The organism is Bacillus sp. DX3.1 (genome assembly GCF_030292155.1).
GTDB lineage: Bacteria > Bacillota > Bacilli > Bacillales > Bacillaceae_G > Bacillus_A.
In genome coordinates this window covers 3,288,488-3,304,854 of sequence record NZ_CP128153.1, presented here as the reverse complement: position 1 = coordinate 3,304,854, position 16,367 = coordinate 3,288,488, and the positions used below count along the sequence as shown (strand labels likewise).

The window sequence follows — 16,367 nt, the reverse complement described above, 5'->3', positions numbered from 1 at the left end:
TAGATGGATATTCAAAAAGCACAGCTATCTTTCCAAGATGAACTTCAGCCGTTGCAAAATGTAACGAAGATTATTATTCATCATACTGCTAAAGAAGGATGGGACGTATATAAAACCCATGCATTTCATCAAAAAGTGAGAGGATGGAGCGGAATCGGCTATAATTATTTTATCGAAGAAGATGGGACAGTATATGAAGGAAGAGGTTTGTTCATCGGTGCACATGCGAAGGGACATAACAGCGAAACAATAGGTATTTGTATGACAGGTAACTTTGATAAGTATGATCCGACTTCGGAACAAGTTCATTCCTTACATCGTTTATGTTATACTTTTATGCAACAGTTTTCTTTATGTGTAGAGGATATTCTCGGTCACCGAGAACTAGAAGGTGTAACGAAAACATGCCCGGGAACACGCTTTTCTATGCAATATTTACGTAGAGTACTATCCAAAATATAGAGGAGAAGATTTCAAATGATGGTTGTGAAAATACCAAATGAGAAAAAAGAACAGCTCGTAGAACAGATTCAGCAACTTTTTGAAGAAGAAGAGTTAGCAGCGATTGGCCGTTTTCAAGCGGAGCGTTTAATAGAAGAGATGATAAAATTACTTGGACCATATGCATATAATCAAGCAATTGGAGATGCGAGAAAGCTTGTTACAGATAAACTATCGAATTTAGAAGAAGATTTATATGTATTAGAAAAGCAAATTAAAGAATAATGAAAAAGGGCCTTTCGAAGGCTCTTTTCTATTTATCCTGCTATTCGCGGGCAGTAATACCCCACCTCAAAGTTCTGCAAGAGGCAAAGAAGTTAGGTGGGGGATAAACTAACCGTAAAAGCTCGATTGGTGAGAGCTGATGATCAGTGGAGGATGAAGAAAACCCATACTGATCAAAGTTTCACTTTATGTTCTTTATGGTTGTTTTCCTTCTAACTTGTGGTGAGAAAAGGATCAATTTTAATAGAAGGGAAATAATGGGTTGTTGTCGAAAGGAGTAGAAAAGAACAAAGGCGGTGCTCTCATGCAAAAGGTAGAAATACACATATGCTCTTATTGTGGGTCTAATCATATTGGAGAAGGAGAGTTTATTGGATATGCACAAATAAGAAAGAAAGAGACGATGTTTACGTCTTCTCCAGTTGATGCATATATTTGTACAGATTGCGGAAGTGTACTTCTCTTAAAAGTACGAAATCATCAAAAGTTTAAGAAGAAGCCACTATGATGAAAGATAATCCTACATATAAAGCATATCCAATCCTGTATACAAACCGTCTTATATTACGGACATTACAGATACCAGATGTTTCGGATATATTTGTAAAGGGTGCGTATCGAGATACATATAATACAAATAATAGAGAGCAGTAACCTTACGAGGTTACTGCTCTCTATTATTTGTGAAGGAAAATGAAAGGAGTGTATATAAATATAAATTAAAAAACCGACATAAAACCCTTCTTTTTAGGTGGGAGAGAGCACCCGATCATGCATAGAAGCGGTCAGATCCTTTTCCTGCCCAGACATAGTGAAAACAAAGAGAGAAAACGAGTGCAGGTCACCTTTTGTTATCCATAGTCGCGGCTTATATGTCGAAAAATCAAAATGGATTTATATAGTTGTGGAAAAAGATACTACACCTAGTGATATGAAATAAGCACTTATATAGTAGGGAGATACTATGAAAAATAGAGATAAAGAACGTTATATACATCTAATAATTATTTCTGTGGAAATAATTCAGAAAATACCGAAAAATTACATTATTTATCAGGAAAGTCTGATATAATATTCAAAAAGTGAAAACGCTTTAATGGGAGGCGGAACGAATATGATGATGAATGTACCATTAACAATTAGCTCAATGATTGAAAGGGCAGAAAAATTGTTTCCAAAGAAAGAAATTGTTTCACGCACGCATGATACAATCACAACGCTAACGTATAAACAATTAGGAGAACGAACAAGAAGGATTTCTAGTGCATTAAAGAAGTTGGGTATAAAAGAAGGAGAGCGTGTTGGAACTTTAGCGTGGAATCATCATCGTCACGTGGAAGCGTATTTTGCGATTCCGAGTATTGGGTCCGTATTGCATACAATTAATATTCGGCTATCTACTCAGCACATTTCCTATATTATTAGGCATGCTGAAGACCGCATTTTATTTGTCGATGAAGATATCGTACCACTTGTAGAAAAAATTCAAGATGAACTATCGACTGTACAGGCATATATCATTATGACTGACAAAAAAGAGCTTCCAGCAACTTCACTTCATCCTGTCTATCACTATGAACAACTTCTTGAAGAGGGAGATCCTCACTTCCCGTTTATAAAGGATATAGATGAAAATATGCCAGCTGGCATGTGTTATACGTCCGCAACAACTGGTAATCCGAAAGGTGTTGTGTATACGCATCGCAGTACAGTTCTTCATTGTATGGCACTCGGATTAGCCGATACTGCTGCACTTTCCGAAAGTGATGCTGCGATGCCAGTTGTTCCAATGTTTCATGTGAACGCTTGGGGTTTACCTTTTGCAGCGACATGGTTTGGATCAAAATTAGTTTTGCCAGGTCCGATGTTTACACCGAAAATTTTGCTTGAAATGATGCAAGAAGAAAAAGTAACATTAGCTGCTGGTGTCCCAACGATTTGGCTCGGTGTACTGCAGGAATTAGAAAACAATAGTTATGATTTATCAAGTATGAAACGGATTTTATGCGGCGGTGCAGCAGCACCTAAAAGTGTCATAACTGCATTTGAACAAAAATTTAACGTGCCTTTTGTGCATGCATATGGAATGACTGAAACAAGTCCACTTGTTTCACTTGCTCGTTTGAAAAGTTATGAGTGTGATTTACCATACGAGGAGCAACTTACGATTCGTGCAAAGCAAGGTTACTTAGTGCCTGGTGTTGAAATGAAAGTTGTTGGAGCTGATGGAGAAGTAAAATGGGATGGAAACGAGATGGGAGAATTATGTTTGCGTGCACCGTGGATTGCAGCAAGCTATTATAACGATGAACGTACGGTTGAAGGATTCCGAGATGGTTGGTTATATACAGGCGATGTTGTTACTGTTGATGAGGAAGGCTGTATAAAAATTGTAGACCGGACGAAAGATGTGATTAAAAGTGGTGGTGAATGGATTTCGTCCGTTGATTTAGAAAACGCTCTGATGGCACACGAAGCGGTATTTGAGGCAGCTGTTGTAGCAATTCCTCATAAGCAATGGCAAGAGCGGCCAGTTGCATGTGTGGTAATAAAGCAAAATAGTTCTGTGACAAAAGAAGAGTTATATACGTTTTTACAACCGCAATTTGCGAAGTGGTGGTTACCAGATGATATTGTGTTTATGGATGAGATTCCAAAAACATCAGTCGGGAAATTTTTGAAACAAGCTTTGAGAAAAGAGTTAGCAAACCATATAAAAGAATAAGTCGAATTTCTATTTCGGTATCTTTTGGTGACTATAATCGGAATAACTCCATTTGTTAACTATAAATAAAATATTGTTGACAATATAAAAAGGTGAAGGTAAGATATCACATATAATATGTTATCTAAAAAATGTTTATAGTTTACAAATAGGAGAAATGGAAAGATGAATACAAAAAATTTAGTTTTTGTTGCATTATTTAGTGCGATTATGGGTGTGTTAGGTTTAATACCACCGATTGCACTTTCCCTTACACCTGTTCCAATTACATTGCAGTCTCTTGGTGTTATGCTTGCAGGTGGCTTGTTAGGATCACGTCTTGGTGCATTAAGCCAAATGATTTTCCTGTTCATTGTAGCAGCCGGAGCACCGTTATTAGCGGGTGGACGTGGTGGCCCATCGGTTTTTGTCGGACCGAGTGCTGGCTATTTAATGGGATACATTGTGGGAGCATTTGTTGTCGGTTACCTCGTAGAACGTTTACGGCATGTATCTGTTATCAAAGTATTCTTCATTAACATGGTTGGTGGCATTTTTGTTGTCTATGTGTTTGGTGTTACTGTACAGGCATTTGTAATGGATATCGCGGTATGGCAAGCAGCTAAATTAAGCGTTGTGTTTTTACCAGGAGATGTAATAAAAGCTGTGTTTGCGGCAATTCTTGTAGCAAGGCTGCACCGTTCATTGAAACATATCATTACTCCTGCTTTAAAGAATAATAAAATTTCAAAGGCTGGCTGAAAAATCTATGGGAAGGAAAACTCTTCTATAGATAAAATTTTCGTTGTATAAAAGAATGTAAGAAACACGTATTTACGTGTTTCTTTTTCTTATCTCGTTTTAATATATGTTGATAGCTTTGATAGAAGTTTCACTTTACAAGAAAGGAAGAGAACAGTGGGAATTACAACTTCTTATGAGAAACATGCTTGTGTGCATCCAAATAAAGTGGCAATAAAGGAAAATGATAGAGTAGTAACTTATAAAGAATGGTATAGTGCCGTGTGCCAAGTTGCGAATTGGCTTACGGAAGAGAAATCAATGAATAAAACGATTGCGATTTTACTAGAGAATCAGATTGAGTTTTTACAGATTTTTGCTGGGGCAGCGATGGCAGGGTGGGTTTGTGTTCCGCTGGATTTGAAATGGAAACATGATGAACTGGATGAAAAGTTAAAGGTTGCAAATCCATCTATTGTGATTACTGAACAATATAAGATGAGTGAGCTACCAAAAATAAATGGGAAAGTATTCACTTTAAATGAATGGGCTCAAATATTATGCAAGAGATCGAATGGATATGATTCTTCATTAAGCGTGGATGATTTACCTTTTTATATGGGATTTACATCAGGATCTACCGGGAAAGCAAAGGCATTTCTTCGAGCACAGCAATCATGGGTAAAAAGTTTTGATTGTAACGTGTATGATTTTCATATGAAGAATGAGGATTCTGTCTTGCTTGCAGGTACTTTTGTTCATTCACTTTTTTTATACGGTGCAATGAGCGCGTTGTACTTAGGACAGACGGTACATATCGTAGAAAAGTTTATTCCGAATCGCGTCCTTTCTATACTGGAACAGGAACAAATTTCAGTAATGTACACGGTCCCCACGATGCTAGAAGCTTTATATAAAGAAGAAAGAGCTATAGAACAAGAAGTAAAAATCATTTCTTCAGGTGCGAAATGGGAAGCAGAAGCAAAAAGGAACGTACAGAGAATGTTTCCGTATGCCAAAAGGTATGAATTTTATGGTGCCTCTGAATTAAGTTTTGTAACTGCATTAACAGATGAAGAGAATGAAAGAAAAGCTTCTTCAGTGGGAAAACCATGCCATAATGTGCAGGTTCGAATATGTAATGGAAGCGGTCAGGAATTACAGCCAGGAGAAGTTGGTACTGTTTATGTGAAAAGTGAACAATTTTTTATAGGATATTTACAAGACGGTGAATTATCTTATCAAGAGACAGAAGATGGCTGGATGACAGTTCAGGATATCGGATATAGGGATGATGAAGGTTTTTTATATATAGTAGGGCGAGAAAAAAATATGATTTTGTATGGTGGCATTAACATTTTTCCTGAAGAGGTAGAGAGTGTATTGTTAACACATCCAAATGTTGAAGAAGTAGTGATTGTTGGCGTACAAGATGTTTATTGGGGTGAAAGACCTGTTGCGATGGTAAGGGGAAGGGCAACAAAACAGGAATTAAAACGTTTTTGTTTACAACAATTATCTTCTTATAAAATTCCAAAAGAGTGGTATTTCGTAGATGAAATTCCTTATACAAGCAGCGGGAAGATCGCCCGTGAAGTAGTGAGAGATAGGATTGGGAAACAGGAGAAAGTATATGAATAGAGCGGTTATTGTACAAGCAAAAAGAACACCAATCGGTAAGCGAAATGGAGTGTTTAAAGAATACCAGGTTGAGAAATTAGCGGCACCTTTACTTTTGCATATGAGTAAAGGGATTCAGCATGAAATAGATGATGTGATATTAGGGAATGTTGTTGGACCAGGTGGAAATGTTGCTCGTTTATCAGCACTGGAGGCTGGTTTTCCATACACAGTTCCAGGTGTGACAGTTGACCGCCAGTGTGGTGCTGGATTGGAGGCGGTTCGAATGGCTTGTCATTTCATTCAAGGGGGAGCGGGAAGTTGTTATATTGCCGGTGGTGTTGAAAGTACAAGTACGTCATCGTTCCAACAACGAGCTCGTTTTTCACCCCATCATATCGGAGATCCTGATATGGGAATCGCAGCAGAACATGTAGCGAAACGCTATGGCATTACTAGGGATATGCAAGATGTGTATGCCTGTCTAAGTTATAAACGAACATTAGAAGCGCTGGAAAAAGGGTACTTACAAGAAGAAATTATACCCATTTCTTTTCAAATAAAAGAAGATGAAACGATAAAGCGTGGGATAAATTACGAAAGGATCATAAAGCGAACAAGTCCTGCTTTTTTACAAGCTGGAACGGTTACAGCAGGCAATTCATGTGGTGTGAATGACGGGGCATGTGCGGTACTTATTATGGAAGAAAATCGGGCGCGTGAACTTGGGTACAAGCCAGTTCTTCGATTTGTTCATAGTGCAGTAGTTGGTGTAAATCCACTTTTTCCAGGAAGTGGACCTATATTTGCTGTGCAAAAATTATTGCAGCAATTGAATCTTACAATAGAAGATATTGATTATATCGAAATGAATGAAGCTTTTGCAGCTAAAGTAGTTGCATGTGCACAAGAGCTGCAAATTCCATATGAAAAGTTAAATGTAAACGGTGGTGCGATTGCACTGGGGCATCCATATGGTGCATCGGGTGCGATGCTTGTAACTAGGCTATTTTATCAAGCACAAAGAGGACAGGTGAAGTATGTCATTGCTACTTTAGGTATCGGTGGTGGAATTGGACTTGCCCTCTTATTCGAAAAAGTAGGAAGCTAGGATAGATCAAAAGGATCTTCTTAGCTTATCTTTTTGTGGTTCGTATGCATTACTTCCAGGTTTTGATTTCACTTCTTTCCATGCGGCAATCGCGTCTTCTCTTGATTTTCCCTTATTATTTGGATCTTGGAAGAAGGCACGTGTAAAGCGGTTGTACTCAAATTGAGCACCAATTTCTGTTTTATAAGAAGGATTCTTTTTTCGTTCTTGCTCTTCATACCAAAACTGCACAGCATCTTCGTATGTTTTGCCAACGTTTTCTTTGAAAAAGGTTTGTAGTGCGACTGTAAAACGGAATTTTGATCCGATGATTTCCTGGAAAAAAGCACGAACATCTTCACTACAACGATGATTTTCAGTAATGATTGTTTGTAAACTAAATGGTTCATGAGAAGGGGAGAAGATTATCTTTTTCTGTACAAGTTGACTTCTCTGTATTTTACCTGTTGTCAAAAAAGTTGTAATTCGTTCAGTAATTTCCACTTTAGAGCCACCTGCTGGCAAACCGTGTTCACGGCAAAATTCCTGTAACTCTTTTTTTAGCCAATAATAATTTGAAAAGTCTTTAAGTTGTATATCACGTGTTAATGGAGGACGCATAGATATCACTTCTTTCTTCCAAAATTTCCATTTTTAATTATAAAACACATGTTCTATTAATTGAAGTGTTTTATTTATAAAGGATTGAAATAAAATATTGGTTTATCCCGTATTAACGGACAGTAATACCCCCACCTCAAAATTCAGCAGAAGCAAAGAAGTTAGGTGGGGGATAAACTGTTCGTAAAACCCTGATTGGTGAGGGCTAATAATCAGAGGGGGATAGAGACCCCCCTCTGATTAAAGTTTCACTTTATAAGTAGTGATATCAACCCTTATGTGAAATAAGGAGGGATAATAATAAAAAAGGATAGGCATGTTGCTATCCTTTTTTACGGTTAAACAGTTTCTTTTAACAAATGAACCAAGTGAGTTAAGAATTCTTTGCTCGTTATAATCGCTTTTCCACCACCGCGAGCACTTTTCGGGTTGCCGCCGCCTTTTCCTTTAATGAAGGGAAGGGCACTTTTTAAAATCGTATTCATATTTGCTGTCACGTTTTTACCACATGCACAAACGCACTGTAAGTTGTCCTCGTTTTGGGTAACGAAGTATGTAATCGCATTTTCATTTTGTTCGGTAATGACTGCTGATAATTTCGCAATTTCCTGCATTGTACGATCTGTAAAGACTGCGGAAATCAGTTTTCCAGCAGATGTTTCTTCGGATTGCTGTAGTAATTCATTTGCTTCTACCAATAGTAGTTTTTCATTCGCAGCTTGCAAGGCTTTTTCACTTTCTTTTTGCGATGTAAGAAGCTGTTCAACTTTGTTTGCAATATCTTCTTCACTACTATTTAGTTGCTGGGAAACGTCTTTAATAATTTGTTGATAATGTCCCAATAACTGAATGGCACGCCAACCAGCAACAAAGGTTAATCGAATGCCACCTTTATTACGTTCCCATCCGATAATATGAATGGTTCCTACTTCACTCGTATATTTCGGATGTGTGCCACCACAGCCGTTGTAATCATAGTTTTCAATAATTACGACGCGAATATTTTCTGTAATAGTTGGTTCTTTTCGAAGAGGTAGCTGTTTTGCTTCTTCTAGATTCATCCATTGAATGTGAATTGGATGATTTTCAAAGACAATTTGGTTTGCGATTTGCAGTGCTTGTGCAGCTATTTCGCTAGAGAGTTTAGGCGTGTCTAAATCAATTGTTACAGTTTCTCTCCCAAGATGAAAACCGATTGTTGGAATGTTGAAATGATCCCAAAAAGCAGCTGATAAAATATGCTGGCCAGCATGTTGCTGCATATGATCAAAACGACGTTGCCAATCAATTTGACCAGTTACTTCTTTTGTATGTAATTCTTCTGTTATGAAATGACGAATTTCGCTGTCGACTTCTTCTACACGGAAGACAGGAGTTTCATCTAACGTCCCTATATCATGTGGTTGACCACCGCCAGTTGGATAAAATGCCGTTTTTGTTAAAATGACATATAAGTTTCCTTCATTATCGCGTTCTTGTTTTGTAATGTGTGCTGTGAATGATTGTTGATATGCATCGTTGTAATATAATTTTTGTTTCACTTTCGTACTCCTTTCAAATTAACTGTTTTCATTGTAAAACAATCTGAATGAGTTTTCTAACATTTCAGAAGAAAAAATCTCTTTTTTAGAATTTTCTTGCTATAATAAGAAAAAGGAAATACGCGGGGGTTGATGATATGTTGTATGAAAATGGTGTAGACAAATTGATTCGTCTTAATACAAATATTTCTGAACTATATCGAGAATTGCATGAAATGACCCGTCTTTTAACGGAATGTAATCGTGGAAGTGTAACATTTGATCGATTATACGTGAAAGAACTACTGTGGAAGAAAGAAGACTTATTGTCTATGTACGATCAGCTGTTGGTACAGATTTGTATCAATGACTGTTTTGATTTGAAAAGTTTGATAACAGGAGAATATAAGTATACACATGAAGAAGTGGAAAGCTCGGTTATTGAATTTAATGAAAAATATAAGATGAATATCTCAATCGAGAGTGTTTTTAAAGAATTACAATTTACATATGGGATTGATATGGAGCTATCTAGAACAGCTCGTGTATAACTACTTTAATAATAGAAAAATGGAAGAGGAAGCCGCTTTTTAGCTTTCTTTTTCTATATAAATCCATTTTGATTTTTCGACATATAAGCTGTGGCTGTGGATAACAAAAGGTGACCTGCACTCGTTTTCTCTCTTTGTTTTCACTTGGCATGGGGCAAGAAAAGGATCTGACCGTTTCTATGCATGGCCGGATGCTCTCTCCCACCTAAAAAGAAGGGTTTTATGTCGGTTTTTTAATTTGTATTTATATATGTATGATATCAGGAGAGTAGGTTTAGAGGATGAGAGGCAAGTTACAACAAATTCATCCGGTTGGGATGAGCATTATTCTAGGGACATTATTTGCACGGTTTGCAACTTCAATGAGCATTCCGTTTTTAGCAATCTATTTAACAACGGTAAAAGAAATATCAGCTGGAATGACAGGAGCAATTATTGGAACGAGTGCATTGGTTGGTGTATTTGCTAGTTTTATTGGTGGGAATTTATCTGATCGCTTTGGCCGTAAAAGAATTATGTTATGGTCCATCATCATTTGGATTTTTGTATTTATTGGTTTTTCATTTGCAGATCATGTTCTATCATTCTTTTTGTTAAATGCTTTAAATGGGATGTGTCGTTCGTTCTTTGAACCGACATCGAGGGCGCTGCTATCTGATTTAACAAAGCCAGAGCATCGTTTACTTGTTTATAATTTACGCTATGGAGCTATTAATGTTGGTGTTGCAATTGGCCCGCTTGTTGGATTACAGCTTGGTAGTGCGAAATCAACAACACCATTTTTAGTAGCGGCTGTGGTGTATATCCTGTATACAATTGTATTAGCGCTACAATTTAAAAAATATCGGATTGGTGAACAGGAACTAGATACGAAAGAACCAGTTACGATGATGAATGCGGTTCGTGTTTTACGAAAAGATGTTATTTTTTTAATCGCCTTAGTTGGAATTATTTTAAGTAATACTGGGTATGCACACTTTTCAACGACATTATCTCAATATTTCGCGAACTCGCACGTGTTTCAAGATGGCGTTACATTATTTTCATATGTGTTAACGTTAAATGCGATTACGGTAGTGATTGTACAATATCCACTGATTCGATTTTGCAAGAAGTATACACCGCTCGTATCTATTATGATGGGAACATTGCTTGTTAGCGGAGGTTTATTGGGATTTGGTATGACACAGTCGTTGTCGGGTGTCTTTGCTTGTACAATTCTTTTTACAATGGGAGAAGTATTGATGTTTTCGATGACAGATGTTTTTATTGATGATATCGCAGTCCCGCATTTAAAAGGAACGTACTTTGGAGCTATGGGATTTTCCGGAATTGGTGGTGTGATAGGCCCTTGGTTTGGCGGGATTTTGCTAGATTATTACGGCTATCAAAATGGTTTTGCTGTTTTTTCGATATTAGCCATTTTTTCTGTTTGTGCATTCCCGGTCCTTTTATTGACAAAAAATTTATTGTACAAAAGAAATCTTCATGAAAACTGTAAGGTAGAGGTTGAAGTGAAATAACAAGTGTTTATGGTTCAGAATGAAGGTTGTATACTGTTAATCCTTTTGATTCAGAGTACACTACATCATAGACAGAGACAAAATAAACAGGATAGAAAAAGCAGGGGACAATCTGCTTTCTTCTATCCTGTTTTTTATGAAAAACAGTGTTTTCGTTTTGTTTGTATGATGCTTTAATCGGAAAAGAGAACTTTTCGCTCATTTGCTTTTGCTACTTCTGTTTTTGAAATGTGTATGGCGAGAAAACCATTTTCCAGGCAGGCAAGCATTTTTTTATAGATAATGTTGGTAGGTAAAGTAATGGTTCGCTGCAGGGACGAATTTTTATGAAATATGTGGATTTGTAGGCCTGTCTCCATCTTTTTTATAAGTACATTTTGTTTTAAAACGTTAGGGACATCAGTTTCTAAAATGTATTCTTGTTCGGTTTCGAAAAGGTCGATGTGGATATGACTAGGAAAACTGAAGTTTGCATATGAATCGGAGCAAAATTGATCCATCCATTCTTCAAAACCATCCACATGAAAAAGACAACTTTTCTTTTTCTTGTCCATGTAAGACACCCTCCGTAAAATCTCAATTCATACTATGATATGCATATAGAGATTAGAGGTGAAGAGGAAACTGGAAAATATGCTGAGGAAATTAGATTTGTTCTAAATATGTTATGTGAAAAAGACAATGCGCGTGCATTGTCCTCTTCTTACATATCGTGGTGAGCGTGATTTTTTTGTCTGGAATGATTTCGATTTTTTACTTTATGTGAGCCGCTTAATGGTTCGGGTTGTCCAGAAGGCTGCCCTTTTTTTGTATTTTGACGAATGGATTTACTGTTGTTCTTTTCCATATTGTTGTACACCTCCCCTCTTGTATTTAGAATGAGAGAACTTCGCAAATTTATACGAGAATGTTTTTATGAAAAAGGGTAAAGATAAGTAGGACTAACTATACAGAAAGGGGAAAGCGTATGCCGTATCATAAAGATAAACAGCAAGCTTTTCAAGCAGCACAACAAGGAGTTGTACAAGCAGAGAATTTATACAACAATATTGTGAGAAATGATCCGAATTACGGTCATGATTTAAAACATTTACGAGAAGAAGTACAAGAAGCGTATGAACAAATTCAAAATGCACTTGAAGTTGCATCTGAAACACAACGTCCACAATTAGAGCAATTTGAAAGTAATTTACAAACTATTATGCAAGACGTAGATCAACTAACTGATTGAACAGGTTGTTATTTTATTTCAATAACCTGTTCAACTTTGGAGTAATTATGATGAAAAACAAAATTGCTGTACTAATTATTTGTATGATTTGTGTTATACATATAGTTCAAGTGGATAAAGTGGAAGCGAAAATGCTAGAGAGAACAGAATTAGAGCCTACAGGTAATGTAACGTGGGACGTACCTACCACTGAAAAAGTCATTGCGATTACTTTTGATGATGGGCCTGATCCGAAATATACCCCGCAGGTGCTGAAAATATTGCATCAATACAAAGCTGAAGCAACATTTTTTATGATCGGCTTTCGAATTGAGCGTAATCCGTATTTAGTAAAACAGGTGCTAAAGGAAGGGCATGAAATTGGAAATCATACGATGAACCATTTGTATGCTCGGGATGCATCAGGTGAGAAATTAAAAAATGATATTCTAGAAGGGAAAAAGTATTTGCAACAATGGGTAGAGAACCCATTACTTTTCCGTCCTCCTGGTGGATATATTAATGATGCTGTACTTACAATAGCAAAAGAAGCAGGCTATCAAATTGTATTATGGTCATGGCATCAGGATCCGAAAGACTGGGCGAATCCGGGCACAGAATCTATTGTAAAGCATGTTGTAACAAACGCGAAGAGCGGCGATATTGTTTTGCTTCATGATGGCGGGAGCGATCGGAGCCAAACTGTAGCGGCGCTAGAAAAAATTTTACCTGCTCTTCAAAAGAAAGGCTACAGATTTGTGAAAGTTTCTGAGCTACTACGTTATAAACATTAAAAGTCCCAAAAGATATACTTTTGGGACTTTTTGTTATTGATTCTTTTTTCGTTTTTTATTATTTTGACGCTGCGCTGGTGTAAGTGGTTCGTTTGAAAATTCCTCATTATAACCGGTTCCTTGCCCTTGCGCTGATGCTGCATTCATTCCTGGAATAACGTGATTGGCTTTCCGTTTACCCATATGTTTTCACCTCTACAATTAAATATTAAATGGATGGTAAGCTGTCCACGGTTTCATGAACAGGGAAGAAAAGCTCCTGAAAAGAAAGCTTTGCTTTATGATAATAGTATTCATAAGAGGAACCAAGACTATTCAAATTTGTTAAGATAAAGAAAACTTATGAATAACTATAAGTTTCTTATTATTTACTTATTTAAAAAGTTGTAATAAGATATTATCGTAAGGTATTGAAAAATTTGTCTACATTTTATATTCAGACAACTTCAGTCACGTTTAACAGGGGGGAAACATAATGGTAAAACATAATCCATTTCAATCTCGTGCAACATTCGAACTAGATGGAAAGACGTATCATTATTATCAATTGAAAGCGCTTGAAAATGCAGGGGTTGGCAACGTATCACAATTGCCTTATTCAATTAAAGTATTGCTTGAGTCTGTACTTCGTCAAGTTGACGGACGTGTGATTACAGAAGAGCATGTTGAAAATTTAGCGAAATGGGGAACAAAAAGTGTTCAAGACATCGATGTTCCATTCAAACCATCTCGCGTAATTTTACAAGATTTCACGGGCGTTCCAGCTGTCGTTGATTTGGCTTCACTTCGAAAAGCAATGGCAGACATGGGTGGAGACCCAGATAAAATTAATCCTGAAATTACAGTAGACCTTGTTATTGACCACTCTGTACAGGTTGATAGAGCGGGTACACCAGACGCGCTTCAATTCAACATGGACTTAGAGTTTAAACGTAATGAAGAACGTTATAAATTTTTAAGCTGGGCACAAAAATCATTTGATAACTACCGTGCAGTGCCACCAGCAACAGGTATCGTTCACCAAGTAAACCTTGAGTATTTAGCACCTGTTGTTCATGCAGTGAAAAATGCTGAAGGTGAACTTGTTGCATACCCAGATTCATTAGTCGGAACTGATTCTCATACAACAATGATTAACGGAATTGGCGTTCTTGGATGGGGCGTTGGTGGTATTGAGGCAGAAGCAGGTATGCTTGGACAGCCATCATACTTCCCAGTTCCAGAAGTAATCGGTGTTAAATTAACAGGCACACTTCCAAGTGGTACAACAGCAACAGACGTTGCATTAAAAGTTACACAAGTATTACGTCAAAAAGGCGTAGTTGGAAAATTTGTTGAATTCTTCGGTGACGGCTTACAAAGCATGCCATTAGCTGACCGTGCAACAATTTCAAACATGGCACCAGAGTACGGTGCAACTTGTGGATTCTTCCCAATCGATGATATTTCATTAGAGTACTTACGTTTAACAGGAAGAAGCGAAGAACAAATTCGCATCGTTGAAGAATATTGTAAAGCAAACGGCTTATTCTATACAGCTGACAGCAAAGATCCAATTTATACAGATCTTGTTGAAATCGACTTAAATGCAATTGAATCTAACCTTTCTGGACCAAAGCGTCCACAAGATTTAATTCCTCTTTCAAACATGAAAGATGAGTTCCATAAAGCAGTTGTGGCACCAGTTGGAACGCAAGGACTTGGGTTCAATGAACAAGAATTCGATAAAGAAGTGAAAGTTGCATTAAAAGATCAGGAAGTAACGATGAAAACAGGTGCAATTGCAATCGCAGCAATTACAAGCTGTACAAACACATCTAACCCGTACGTGTTAATTGGTGCAGGCTTAGTTGCGAAAAAAGCAATTGAAAAAGGACTTAAAGTACCTGAATATGTAAAAACATCATTAGCACCGGGATCTAAAGTTGTTACAGAATATCTAGATAAATCTGGATTAACAACTTACTTAGATCAATTAGGTTTCCAAACAGTTGGTTACGGCTGTACAACTTGTATCGGTAACTCTGGTCCATTAGCGCCAGAATTAGAAGAGGCAATTGCAGCAAATGATTTATTAGTAACATCTGTTCTTTCTGGTAACCGTAACTTTGAAGGTCGTATCCATCCGCTTGTAAAAGCAAACTACTTGGCATCACCACCACTTGTTGTGGCATATGCGCTTGCTGGTACAGTTGATATCGATTTGAAAAACGATGCAATTGGTAAAGATGAAAACGGTAATCCAATTTACTTTAACGACATTTGGCCAACAGCGAAAGAAATCGAAGACGTGGTGCAAAGTGTTGTAACATCTGAATTATTCAAAAAAGAATATGCACAAGTATTTAACAGTAATGAACGCTGGAACGAAATTCAAACTTCAAATGAAGCTTTGTATACTTGGGATAATGATTCAACTTATATTCAAAACCCACCGTTCTTTGAAGGTTTATCAAAAGAGCCAGGTGAAGTGGAAACACTTTCAGGCTTACGCGTAGTTGGTAAATTTGGCGATTCTGTAACGACAGACCATATTTCACCAGCAGGTTCAATTGGTAAACATACACCAGCAGGTCGTTATTTATTAGAAAATGGCGTGCAGCCGGTTGACTTCAACTCTTACGGTTCTCGCCGTGGTAACCATGAAGTGATGATGCGTGGTACATTTGCAAACATTCGTATCAAAAACCAAATCGCACCTGGCACAGAAGGTGGATTCACAACATACTGGCCAACAGGTGATGTGATGTCAATCTATGATGCAGCGATGAAATATAAACAAGATAACACAGGTCTTCTTGTTGTAGCTGGTAAAGACTACGGTATGGGAAGTTCTCGTGACTGGGCTGCGAAAGGTACAAACCTGCTAGGAATTAAAGCAGTTATCGCAGAAAGCTTCGAGCGTATTCACCGTAGTAACCTTGTATTAATGGGTGTACTACCATTGCAATTTAAAGATGGCGAAAGTACTGAAACATTAGGTCTTGTTGGTAATGAGTCATTTGAAATTCAAATTGACAAAACAGTTAAACCACGTGATCTTGTAAAAGTAATCGCAATTGATCCAGAAGGAAATACGAAACAATTCGAAGTAGTAGCACGCTTTGATAGTGAAGTTGAAATCGACTACTATCGTCACGGTGGTATTTTACAAATGGTTCTTCGTGAGAAAATCGAAGAGTCTAAGGTATCTAACTAATTAAATATAAATAAAAGAGTACTCGCACAGGGTGCTCTTTTATTTTGCGAACTAGTTGCCGAAAAGGA

Annotated in this window: 18 protein-coding genes; 13 read left to right on the top strand and 5 right to left on the bottom strand. The window is 37.3% G+C overall.

What is annotated here, in order from left to right; all coding sequences use genetic code 11:
- The first annotated feature begins 3 nt into the window (after window positions 1–3).
- The 8 genes from QRE67_RS16370 to QRE67_RS16335 all read left to right on the top strand — a co-directional run bounded on the left by QRE67_RS16370 (window position 4) and on the right by QRE67_RS16335 (window position 6,902).
- Window positions 4–462: a peptidoglycan recognition protein family protein gene (locus QRE67_RS16370; protein ID WP_286121235.1), complete on the top strand. Its 459-nt coding sequence runs from the start codon at window positions 4–6 to the stop codon at window positions 460–462.
- Between the two features lie 15 nt (window positions 463–477).
- Window positions 478–726 (top strand): DUF2164 domain-containing protein, encoded by a 249-nt coding sequence (locus QRE67_RS16365; protein WP_286121234.1) that lies wholly within the window; start codon window positions 478–480, stop codon window positions 724–726.
- Window positions 727–1,030: 304 nt separating this feature from the next.
- Window positions 1,031–1,234 carry a hypothetical protein gene (locus QRE67_RS16360; protein ID WP_286121232.1) on the top strand — a complete coding sequence of 68 codons (204 nt, stop codon included), beginning with the start codon at window positions 1,031–1,033 and terminating at the stop codon, window positions 1,232–1,234.
- Window positions 1,231–1,380 (top strand): hypothetical protein, encoded by a 150-nt coding sequence (locus QRE67_RS16355; RefSeq protein ID WP_286121231.1) that lies wholly within the window; start codon window positions 1,231–1,233, stop codon window positions 1,378–1,380. The genes QRE67_RS16360 and QRE67_RS16355 overlap by 4 nt, the downstream gene beginning before the upstream one ends.
- A 460-nt stretch (window positions 1,381–1,840) precedes the next feature.
- The gene (locus QRE67_RS16350) at window positions 1,841–3,451 is read left to right on the top strand and encodes a long-chain fatty acid--CoA ligase (protein ID WP_286121230.1); all 1,611 of its coding nucleotides are present in this window, start codon (window positions 1,841–1,843) and stop codon (window positions 3,449–3,451) included.
- 165 nt (window positions 3,452–3,616) lie between these two features.
- Window positions 3,617–4,192 carry a biotin transporter BioY gene (locus tag QRE67_RS16345; protein WP_286121229.1) on the top strand — a complete coding sequence of 192 codons (576 nt, stop codon included), beginning with the start codon at window positions 3,617–3,619 and terminating at the stop codon, window positions 4,190–4,192.
- 156 nt (window positions 4,193–4,348) lie between these two features.
- Window positions 4,349–5,812 carry an acyl-CoA synthetase gene (locus QRE67_RS16340; protein ID WP_286121228.1) on the top strand — a complete coding sequence of 488 codons (1,464 nt, stop codon included), beginning with the start codon at window positions 4,349–4,351 and terminating at the stop codon, window positions 5,810–5,812.
- Window positions 5,805–6,902 carry an acetyl-CoA C-acyltransferase gene (locus QRE67_RS16335; protein WP_286121226.1) on the top strand — a complete coding sequence of 366 codons (1,098 nt, stop codon included), beginning with the start codon at window positions 5,805–5,807 and terminating at the stop codon, window positions 6,900–6,902. Before QRE67_RS16340 ends, QRE67_RS16335 begins: the two co-directional genes overlap by 8 nt.
- Window positions 6,903–6,908: 6 nt before the next feature.
- On the opposite strand, the gene QRE67_RS16330 is transcribed toward QRE67_RS16335, so the two are convergent.
- Window positions 6,909–7,502, bottom strand: coding sequence for a DUF6434 domain-containing protein (locus tag QRE67_RS16330; protein WP_286121225.1), 594 nt, complete (start codon window positions 7,500–7,502; stop codon window positions 6,909–6,911).
- 338 nt (window positions 7,503–7,840) lie between these two features.
- Window positions 7,841–9,043, bottom strand: a complete 1,203-nt coding sequence (locus tag QRE67_RS16325) for an alanyl-tRNA editing protein (protein ID WP_286121224.1) — start codon at window positions 9,041–9,043, stop codon at window positions 7,841–7,843.
- A 137-nt stretch (window positions 9,044–9,180) separates the two neighbouring features.
- Between QRE67_RS16325 and QRE67_RS16320 the strand changes: the two genes are divergently transcribed.
- Window positions 9,181–9,573, top strand: coding sequence for a hypothetical protein (locus tag QRE67_RS16320; protein WP_286121223.1), 393 nt, complete (start codon window positions 9,181–9,183; stop codon window positions 9,571–9,573).
- Between the two features lie 281 nt (window positions 9,574–9,854).
- The gene (locus QRE67_RS16315) at window positions 9,855–11,096 is read left to right on the top strand and encodes an MDR family MFS transporter (RefSeq protein ID WP_286121222.1); all 1,242 of its coding nucleotides are present in this window, start codon (window positions 9,855–9,857) and stop codon (window positions 11,094–11,096) included.
- Window positions 11,097–11,269: 173 nt separating this feature from the next.
- Here the strand turns inward: QRE67_RS16315 and QRE67_RS16310 are convergent, their stop codons facing one another.
- Both QRE67_RS16310 and QRE67_RS16305 read right to left on the bottom strand, forming a co-directional pair.
- A complete protein-coding gene (locus QRE67_RS16310; protein ID WP_286121221.1) occupies window positions 11,270–11,650 on the bottom strand; it encodes an Hsp20/alpha crystallin family protein in 381 nt (126 codons plus the stop codon).
- A 149-nt stretch (window positions 11,651–11,799) separates the two neighbouring features.
- Window positions 11,800–11,943, bottom strand: a complete 144-nt coding sequence (locus tag QRE67_RS16305; protein ID WP_000414451.1) for a small acid-soluble spore protein P — start codon at window positions 11,941–11,943, stop codon at window positions 11,800–11,802.
- A gap of 120 nt (window positions 11,944–12,063) precedes the next feature.
- On the opposite strand from QRE67_RS16305, the gene QRE67_RS16300 reads away from it, so the two are divergent.
- Together QRE67_RS16300 and QRE67_RS16295 are read left to right on the top strand one after the other, a co-directional pair.
- A complete protein-coding gene (locus tag QRE67_RS16300) occupies window positions 12,064–12,327 on the top strand; it encodes a hypothetical protein (protein WP_286121220.1) in 264 nt (87 codons plus the stop codon).
- Between the two features lie 47 nt (window positions 12,328–12,374).
- Window positions 12,375–13,100 carry a polysaccharide deacetylase family protein gene (locus QRE67_RS16295; RefSeq protein ID WP_286121219.1) on the top strand — a complete coding sequence of 242 codons (726 nt, stop codon included), beginning with the start codon at window positions 12,375–12,377 and terminating at the stop codon, window positions 13,098–13,100.
- Between the two features lie 33 nt (window positions 13,101–13,133).
- Here the strand turns inward: QRE67_RS16295 and sspO are convergent, their stop codons facing one another.
- Window positions 13,134–13,283 (bottom strand): small acid-soluble spore protein SspO, encoded by a 150-nt coding sequence (sspO, locus tag QRE67_RS16290; RefSeq protein ID WP_020063103.1) that lies wholly within the window; start codon window positions 13,281–13,283, stop codon window positions 13,134–13,136.
- Window positions 13,284–13,575: 292 nt separating this feature from the next.
- On the opposite strand from sspO, the gene acnA reads away from it, so the two are divergent.
- On the top strand, window positions 13,576–16,299 hold the full coding sequence (gene acnA, locus QRE67_RS16285; protein WP_286121218.1) for an aconitate hydratase AcnA: 2,724 nt from the start codon (window positions 13,576–13,578) through the stop codon (window positions 16,297–16,299).
- Window positions 16,300–16,367 lie beyond the last annotated feature (68 nt).

Bases quoted from the DNA above. Each gene is read 5' to 3' on its own strand.
- QRE67_RS16370 (WP_286121235.1), top strand. From the start codon at position 4: ATGGATATTCAAAAAGCACAGCTATCTTTCCAAGATGAACTTCAGCCG.
- QRE67_RS16365 (WP_286121234.1), top strand. From the start codon at position 478: ATGATGGTTGTGAAAATACCAAATGAGAAAAAAGAACAGCTCGTAGAA.
- QRE67_RS16360 (WP_286121232.1), top strand. From the start codon at position 1,031: ATGCAAAAGGTAGAAATACACATATGCTCTTATTGTGGGTCTAATCAT.
- QRE67_RS16355 (WP_286121231.1), top strand. From the start codon at position 1,231: ATGATGAAAGATAATCCTACATATAAAGCATATCCAATCCTGTATACA.
- QRE67_RS16350 (WP_286121230.1), top strand. From the start codon at position 1,841: ATGATGATGAATGTACCATTAACAATTAGCTCAATGATTGAAAGGGCA.
- QRE67_RS16345 (WP_286121229.1), top strand. From the start codon at position 3,617: ATGAATACAAAAAATTTAGTTTTTGTTGCATTATTTAGTGCGATTATG.
- QRE67_RS16335 (WP_286121226.1), top strand. From the start codon at position 5,805: ATGAATAGAGCGGTTATTGTACAAGCAAAAAGAACACCAATCGGTAAG.
- QRE67_RS16330 (WP_286121225.1), bottom strand. From the start codon at position 7,502: ATGCGTCCTCCATTAACACGTGATATACAACTTAAAGACTTTTCAAAT.
- QRE67_RS16320 (WP_286121223.1), top strand. From the start codon at position 9,181: ATGTTGTATGAAAATGGTGTAGACAAATTGATTCGTCTTAATACAAAT.
- QRE67_RS16315 (WP_286121222.1), top strand. From the start codon at position 9,855: ATGAGAGGCAAGTTACAACAAATTCATCCGGTTGGGATGAGCATTATT.
- QRE67_RS16310 (WP_286121221.1), bottom strand. From the start codon at position 11,650: ATGGACAAGAAAAAGAAAAGTTGTCTTTTTCATGTGGATGGTTTTGAA.
- QRE67_RS16305 (WP_000414451.1), bottom strand. From the start codon at position 11,943: ATGGAAAAGAACAACAGTAAATCCATTCGTCAAAATACAAAAAAAGGG.
- QRE67_RS16300 (WP_286121220.1), top strand. From the start codon at position 12,064: ATGCCGTATCATAAAGATAAACAGCAAGCTTTTCAAGCAGCACAACAA.
- QRE67_RS16295 (WP_286121219.1), top strand. From the start codon at position 12,375: ATGATGAAAAACAAAATTGCTGTACTAATTATTTGTATGATTTGTGTT.
- sspO (WP_020063103.1), bottom strand. From the start codon at position 13,283: ATGGGTAAACGGAAAGCCAATCACGTTATTCCAGGAATGAATGCAGCA.
- acnA (WP_286121218.1), top strand. From the start codon at position 13,576: ATGGTAAAACATAATCCATTTCAATCTCGTGCAACATTCGAACTAGAT.